This is a genomic window from Streptomyces sp. NPDC059455, assembly GCF_042750115.1.
Taxonomy (GTDB): domain Bacteria; phylum Actinomycetota; class Actinomycetes; order Streptomycetales; family Streptomycetaceae; genus Streptomyces; species Streptomyces endocoffeicus.
The window spans coordinates 46,192-52,867 of sequence record NZ_JBHYVB010000016.1 but is presented as its reverse complement, the minus strand read 5'-3'; the positions used below and the strand labels follow the sequence as shown (position 1 = coordinate 52,867).

Below are 6,676 nucleotides of genomic sequence, written 5' to 3'. Positions count from 1 at the left end.
CCCGCTCTCGCTCGCGGCGGGGTGGGTGGTGCGAGGGGGGGGGGGTCGGCGGGCGGGCGCCCCCCGCCCCGCCCGGGCCCAGGCCGCCCCCCCCCCCCGTCGGGTCCGGCGGTCGCCGGGGGTGCTCAGCGGCGGGCCGCGGCGGTGCGGCGGCCGGGTTCCTCCTCGAGCTCCTCGGGCTCCTCGGGCTCCTCCTCGGGCTCCTCATACGCCTCGGCGTCCTCGGGCTCCTCCGGCTCTTCGGCCTCGTCCGGCTCCCCGGCGGCCTCCGGCTCCTCCTCGTACTCCTCGTCGTACTCCTCGGGCTCGGCGCCTTCGGGCTCCTCCTCGTACTCGTCCTCAGCCTCAGCCGCCTCGTCCGGCTCATCGGCACCTCCCCCGGTCTCCTCGGCCTCCTCGGCCTCGGACTGCTCGCGCTCTTCCTCCTCCACGGCCGTCTCGTGGTCCTGCACGACCTCGCCGTCCCGGATCTCGCCGCGCCAGCCGTCCGTGGCCTCGCCACGCATCATGATGAACTTCCGGTAGAGCTTCAGATCGAGCCGGGCCCGTCGGCCCTGGGCCCGCCAGATGTTGCCGGTCTTCTCGAAGAGGCCCTTGGGGAAGTACTCGAGAACCAGCAGCACCCGGGTGAGGTTGTCACCGAGCGGGTGAAAGGTGACGACGCCCTTGACGGTGCCCTTCGCGCCCTCCGTGGTCCAGCTGATCCGCTCGTCGGCCACCTGCTCGGTGACGTTCGCCCGCCAGCTGCGGGTGGACTTGGCGACCTTCACCTTCCAGTTGCTGCTGGTGTCGTCGGCCTTCTCGACGCTGACGACCCCCTTGGCGAAGGTGCTGAACTCCTGGAACTGGGTCCACTGGTTGTACGCCTCGCGGACCGGCACCCCGACGTCGATGTCCTCGACGACCGTCACGCTCTTGGACTTGCCGCCCCCGCTCCTGGACTTACCGCCCTTGCCGAAGACCCCTTTGACCTTCTCCTTCAGCGACTCCTTGAGCTGGGACGTACCGGCCTTCGTCAGGGCCTGACCCGGAGACTTCCCCTCGGAGAGGGACTGCGCGCCCTTGGCGAGGCCCGAGCCGAGGCCGGAGATCGCATGGGTCGCCCGTGCCTGGACATAGTTCCGCAGCTCGTCCTTCAGACGGTCGGTGGCCGGATTCCTGACGATGTCGTCCTTGAGCCTGCCGAGCGTGTCAGCCATTGCGGCCCCCCGCGGTCCTGGCGGTCTTCTTCGCCGCGGCCTTCTTCGCGGTGGTCTTCTTGGCCGCGGCCTTCTTCGCCGCGCCGGAACCGGACGCCGCGGTCTTCTTCGCCGGGCGGGCCGGTGCCTTGGCCGCCGCCTTGCGCGCAGGCCTCGGCGGCTTCGGTTTCCGCTTCGGCTCGGGTTCCGCCTCGCCTTCCGGCGCCTCGGCGGGCTCCTCGTCCTCGCCCCGGTCCTTCTCGTCCTCGGCCTCGGCCTGCTCGTCTTCGTCCCCGCCCTCGCCGCGCAGCAGCGCCGTGCGCTCGTGCAGCGAGTCGGCGAGGCCGCTCACCCGGTTGGAGACGGCCTTGGTCGCGGCCTGCCGGGTGGCGTCGGCCAGCTCCTTGCGCACTTCCGAGTTGAGGCCGCTCAGCAGCGGCGCCTGGGCCAGGGACTTCTTCAGTTGCTGCGGATCCAGCGAGATCTTCTTGCCGGCCAGCAACATGCCCAGCCCGACAGCGAGTTTCGCCTTCTTCGTACGCCCGAGGAGGTAGCCCCCCACGACCGCGACCGCGATCTTGCCATTTGTCATCATCTGTTCGCTCCCGAAGTCGAACGCGGCTTCGATGTGGACGGCCGGGTACCCACATACGAAAGAGCCCCACCCGCCAAAGGCGAATGGGGCTCTTTGCTCCGGGGAGCGTCAGGTCACTTGTTGATCTTGGTGACCTGGCCGGCGCCGACGGTCCGGCCACCCTCACGGATGGCGAACTTCAGGCCCTCCTCCATGGCGACCGGCTGGATCAGCGAGACGGACATCTCGGTGTTGTCGCCCGGCATGACCATCTCGGTGCCCTCGGGGAGGGTCACAACGCCCGTCACGTCCGTGGTACGGAAGTAGAACTGCGGACGGTAGTTGTTGAAGAACGGCGTGTGGCGGCCACCCTCGTCCTTGGACAGGATGTACGCCTGGGCCTCGAACTCGGTGTGCGGAGTGACCGAGCCCGGCTTGATGATGACCTGGCCGCGCTCGACGTCCTCGCGCTTGATGCCGCGGAGCAGCAGACCGACGTTCTCACCGGCCTGGCCCTCGTCGAGCAGCTTGCGGAACATCTCGATACCGGTGACGGTGGTCGAGGTCTTCTCCTGCTTGATGCCCACGATGTCGACGTTCTCGTTGACCTTCAGCACACCGCGCTCGATACGGCCGGTGACGACCGTACCGCGACCGGTGATGGTGAAGACGTCCTCGATCGGCATCAGGAACGGCTTGTCGACGTCGCGCTCGGGCTGCGGGATCGACTCGTCGACGGCCTTCATCAGGTCGAGGACGGTCTTGCCCCACTCGGCGTCGCCCTCGAGCGCCTTGAGCGCCGAGACCTTGACGACCGGCAGGTCGTCGCCCGGGAAGTCGTACTCGGAGAGCAGCTCACGGACCTCGAGCTCGACGAGCTCCATGATCTCCTCGTCGTCCACCATGTCGGCCTTGTTCAGGGCGACAACGATGTACGGCACGCCGACCTGGCGGGCCAGGAGCACGTGCTCCTTGGTCTGCGGCATCGGGCCGTCGGTGGCGGCGACCACGAGGATGGCGCCGTCCATCTGCGCCGCACCGGTGATCATGTTCTTGATGTAGTCCGCGTGACCGGGGCAGTCAACGTGCGCGTAGTGACGCGACTCGGTCTGGTACTCGACGTGCGCGATGGAGATCGTAATACCGCGCTGGCGCTCCTCAGGAGCCTTGTCGATCTGGTCGAAGGCCGAGGCCTCGTTCAGGTCCGGGTACGCGTCGTGCAGCACCTTGGTGATCGCAGCGGTAAGCGTGGTCTTACCGTGGTCGATGTGACCGATGGTGCCGATGTTGACGTGCGGCTTAGTCCGCTCGAACTTCGCCTTCGCCACTGGGGTCCTCCTGTGGAGTGGTTCTGTACGCATCCACGCTTTGCGGATGGGTTCAGGTGGTCTTACCGAACCGGCCAGGACCCCGAGGGGGATGCCCTTCGCCGTATTCGTCTGGGGAAACGGCGCCCGGGGCCGCCGTGGAACACGGTGAACGCGCTCCACAACGGAATGCCCCGATGCCTTGTGCTTCCAGCCTAAAGGGTGAGGAATGCGGATGAACCCGCCTTACTCGCCCTTGGCCTTCGCGATGATCTCCTCGGCGACGTTCCGCGGAACCTCGGCGTAGGAGTCGAACTGCATGGAGTAGCTGGCGCGGCCGGACGTCTTGCTGCGCAGGTCGCCCACGTAGCCGAACATCTCCGACAGCGGAACCAGGCCGATGACCAGCTTGGCGCCGCTCCGGTCCTCCATGGACTGGATCTGCCCGCGACGGGAGTTGATGTCGCCGATCACATCACCCATGTAGTCCTCGGGTGTGGTGACCTCGACCTTCATCATCGGCTCGAGCAGGGCCGGGCTGGCCTTGCGGGCGGCCTCCTTGAAGGCCATCGAACCGGCGATCTTGAACGCCATCTCGGACGAGTCGACCTCGTGGTAGCCACCGTCGAGCAGGGTGACCTTCACACCGGTCAGCGGGTAGCCCGCGAGCACGCCGAACTCCATGGCCTCCTGGCAGCCCGCGTCCACCGACGGGATGTACTCCCGCGGGATACGGCCACCGGTGACCTTGTTCTCGAACTCGTAGCCATCGCCCTCGAGCGGCTCCAGCGCGATCTGCACCTTCGCGAACTGGCCGGAACCACCAGTCTGCTTCTTGTGCGTGTAGTCGAGGCGCTCGACCGGCTTGCGCAGGGTCTCGCGGTAGGCCACCTGCGGCTTACCGACATTGGCCTCGACCTTGAACTCGCGGCGCATCCGGTCGACGAACACATCGAGATGCAGCTCGCCCATGCCGGAGATGATCGTCTGGCCGGTCTCCTCATCGGTCTTGACGCGGAAGGACGGGTCCTCCTCGGCAAGCCGCTGGATCGCGACGCCCAGCTTCTCCTGGTCGCCCTTGGACTTCGGCTCGATGGCCACCTCGATGACCGGGGCCGGGAAGTCCATGGACTCCAGGATCACCGGGTTCGACGAATCGGCGAGGGTCTCACCGGTGGTGGTCATCTTCAGACCCATGACGGCGACGATGTCACCGGCACCCACCGACTCGATCTCCTCACGCTTGTTCGCGTGCATCCGGTAGATCTTGCCGATGCGCTCCTTCTTGCCCTTGACGGAGTTCAGCACCTGCGTGCCGGCCGTCATACGGCCCGAGTAGACCCGGATGAAGGTGAGCTTGCCGAGGTGCGGGTCGCTCGCGATCTTGAACGCCAGGGCCGACAGCGGCTCTTCCTCGGAAGGACGGCGCTTGATGACCTCGTCGGGGTCCTTGACCGAGTGGCCCTCGATCGCCTCGATGTCGATCGGCGACGGCAGGTAGCGGACCACGGCGTCGAGCAGGGGCTGCACGCCCTTGTTCTTGAACGCGGTGCCACAGAACACCGGAGTGACGGTGATGCCCTCACCCTTGCCGGAGGCGATGGTGATACGGCGGACCGCCGCGTAGAGCTGCTCCACGGTGGGCTCCTCGCCCTCCAGGTACAGCTCCATCATCTCTTCGTCGTTCTCGGCGACGGTCTCGAGCAGCTTGCCGCGCCACTCGTCGGCGGCCTCGGTGTGGGTGTCCGGGATGTCGACGGTGTCGTACATCTCGCCCTTGGTCGCCTCGGCGGACCAGACCAGCGCCTTCATGGTGACGAGGTCGACGACACCCTTGAAGTCGGCCTCGGTGCCGATCGGCAGCTGCATGACGATCGGGACCGCGCCGAGGCGGTCCGTGATCATGTCGACACAGCGGTGGAACTCGGCACCGGTGCGGTCGAGCTTGTTGACGAAGCAGATACGCGGAACGCCGTAGCGGTCCGCCTGACGCCACACCGTCTCGGACTGCGGCTCGACGCCGGCCACGCCGTCGAACACCGTCACGGCACCGTCGAGCACGCGCAGGCTGCGCTCCACCTCAACGGTGAAGTCGACGTGCCCCGGGGTGTCGATGATGTTGATCGTGTGGTCGACGTTCTCGAGCGGCCAGTGACAGGTCGTCGCGGCGGACGTGATGGTGATGCCGCGCTCCTGCTCCTGCTCCATCCAGTCCATGGTGGCGGCGCCATCGTGGACTTCACCGATCTTGTAGCTCACGCCGGTGTAGAAGAGGATCCGCTCGGTGGTGGTCGTCTTGCCCGCGTCGATGTGGGCCATGATCCCAATGTTGCGGACCTTGGCCAGGTCAAGTGAAGTGGTGGCCATATGGCTCAGTCTTCTCTCGGTTCTCGATGGGGTAGCGACTACCAGCGGTAGTGCGCGAAGGCCTTGTTGGACTCGGCCATCTTGTGGGTGTCCTCGCGACGCTTGACGGAGGCGCCCAGACCATTGCTGGCATCCAGCAGCTCGTTCATCAGGCGCTCGGTCATGGTCTTCTCACGACGGGCGCGGGAGTAGCCCACCAGCCAGCGCAGCGCGAGGGTGGAGGAGCGGCCGGGACGGACCTCGACCGGCACCTGGTACGTGGCGCCACCGACACGGCGGGAGCGGACCTCGAGGGTCGGCTTCACGTTCTCCAGCGCGCGCTTGAGGGTGATGACCGGGTCGTTGCCGGACTTCTCGCGCAGGCCCTCCATGGCGCCGTAGACAATGCGCTCGGCGGTGGAGCGCTTGCCGTTCAGCAGGACCTTGTTGATGAGGGACGTCACCAGAGGAGAGTTGTAGACCGGGTCGATGATGACCGGACGCTTCGGGGCGGGACCCTTACGAGGCATTCTTACTTCTCCTTCTTGGCGCCGTAGCGGCTGCGAGCCTGCTTGCGGTTCTTGACGCCCTGCGTGTCGAGGGAGCCGCGGATGATCTTGTAACGAACACCCGGCAGGTCCTTCACACGACCGCCACGCACGAGCACGATGGAGTGCTCCTGCAGGTTGTGTCCCTCACCCGGGACGTAGGCGGTGACCTCGATCCCACTGCTCAGCCGGACACGCGCGACCTTGCGGAGCGCCGAGTTCGGCTTCTTCGGCGTCGTGGTGAACACACGGGTGCATGTGCCACGGCGCTGCGGCGACCCCGCGAGGGCGGGGGTCTTGTTCTTCTCGACCTTGTCCTGGCGGCCCTTGCGGACCAGCTGCTGGATCGTAGGCACCGTTTCTCCGGTTTCTGTGTGCCAGTCTCGATAAAGCTAACCTGGAGTTTCGCCGACCCACGCGGTCGGGTGTGTCGCGCACCGCAGTCCTCTGCGAAAGTCAGAGAGTGCAGATTGTTGGTGTCGACACCTCGGGCCCCCGAGCGGTCTGGAAGCGCGCACAGGAGCCCAGGGACACCCCAGGCACAAGGTCTGAGCGTACCTACCTCACCGACTTCGGTCAAAACAAATGCAGAGGACCCCGACACGCCGGATTCATCCGCCGCGCGATCGCCCTCGGATCGAGTGAACCAAGGCGGGTCACTCCCTGTGCGGGGAGTGAATTCGGTACGTTGATTTATTCATGACACTTGGGGGGAGCCGGATC

The 6,676-nt window shown here is 66.5% G+C and carries 6 protein-coding genes; all 6 read right to left on the bottom strand.

The window, feature by feature from the left end:
* Positions 1–125: 125 nt before the first annotated feature.
* The 6 genes from ACFXB5_RS08150 to rpsL all read right to left on the bottom strand — a co-directional run bounded on the left by ACFXB5_RS08150 (position 126) and on the right by rpsL (position 6,309).
* Complete coding sequence (locus ACFXB5_RS08150; protein ID WP_385203961.1) at positions 126–1,199, bottom strand: SRPBCC family protein; 1,074 nt, start codon at positions 1,197–1,199, stop codon at positions 126–128.
* A complete protein-coding gene (locus ACFXB5_RS08145) occupies positions 1,192–1,773 on the bottom strand; it encodes a hypothetical protein (protein ID WP_385203959.1) in 582 nt (193 codons plus the stop codon). The genes ACFXB5_RS08150 and ACFXB5_RS08145 overlap by 8 nt, the downstream gene beginning before the upstream one ends.
* A gap of 113 nt (positions 1,774–1,886) precedes the next feature.
* Positions 1,887–3,080 (bottom strand): elongation factor Tu, encoded by a 1,194-nt coding sequence (gene tuf, locus ACFXB5_RS08140; RefSeq protein ID WP_014054156.1) that lies wholly within the window; start codon positions 3,078–3,080, stop codon positions 1,887–1,889.
* A 225-nt stretch (positions 3,081–3,305) separates the two neighbouring features.
* Entirely contained in the window at positions 3,306–5,426 is a 2,121-nt protein-coding gene (gene fusA / locus ACFXB5_RS08135; protein ID WP_385203956.1) for an elongation factor G, read from the bottom strand.
* A 38-nt stretch (positions 5,427–5,464) separates the two neighbouring features.
* Positions 5,465–5,935 (bottom strand): 30S ribosomal protein S7, encoded by a 471-nt coding sequence (gene rpsG, locus ACFXB5_RS08130; protein WP_014178748.1) that lies wholly within the window; start codon positions 5,933–5,935, stop codon positions 5,465–5,467.
* A gap of 2 nt (positions 5,936–5,937) precedes the next feature.
* On the bottom strand, positions 5,938–6,309 hold the full coding sequence (gene rpsL, locus ACFXB5_RS08125; RefSeq protein ID WP_014054153.1) for a 30S ribosomal protein S12: 372 nt from the start codon (positions 6,307–6,309) through the stop codon (positions 5,938–5,940).
* Positions 6,310–6,676 lie beyond the last annotated feature (367 nt).

What these genes read in the sequence shown, in the direction of transcription:
- ACFXB5_RS08150 (WP_385203961.1), bottom strand. Translation starts at nt 1,199, where the DNA reads ATGGCTGACACGCTCGGCAGGCTCAAGGACGACATCGTCAGGAATCCG.
- ACFXB5_RS08145 (WP_385203959.1), bottom strand. Translation starts at nt 1,773, where the DNA reads ATGATGACAAATGGCAAGATCGCGGTCGCGGTCGTGGGGGGCTACCTC.
- fusA (WP_385203956.1), bottom strand. Translation starts at nt 5,426, where the DNA reads ATGGCCACCACTTCACTTGACCTGGCCAAGGTCCGCAACATTGGGATC.
- rpsG (WP_014178748.1), bottom strand. Translation starts at nt 5,935, where the DNA reads ATGCCTCGTAAGGGTCCCGCCCCGAAGCGTCCGGTCATCATCGACCCG.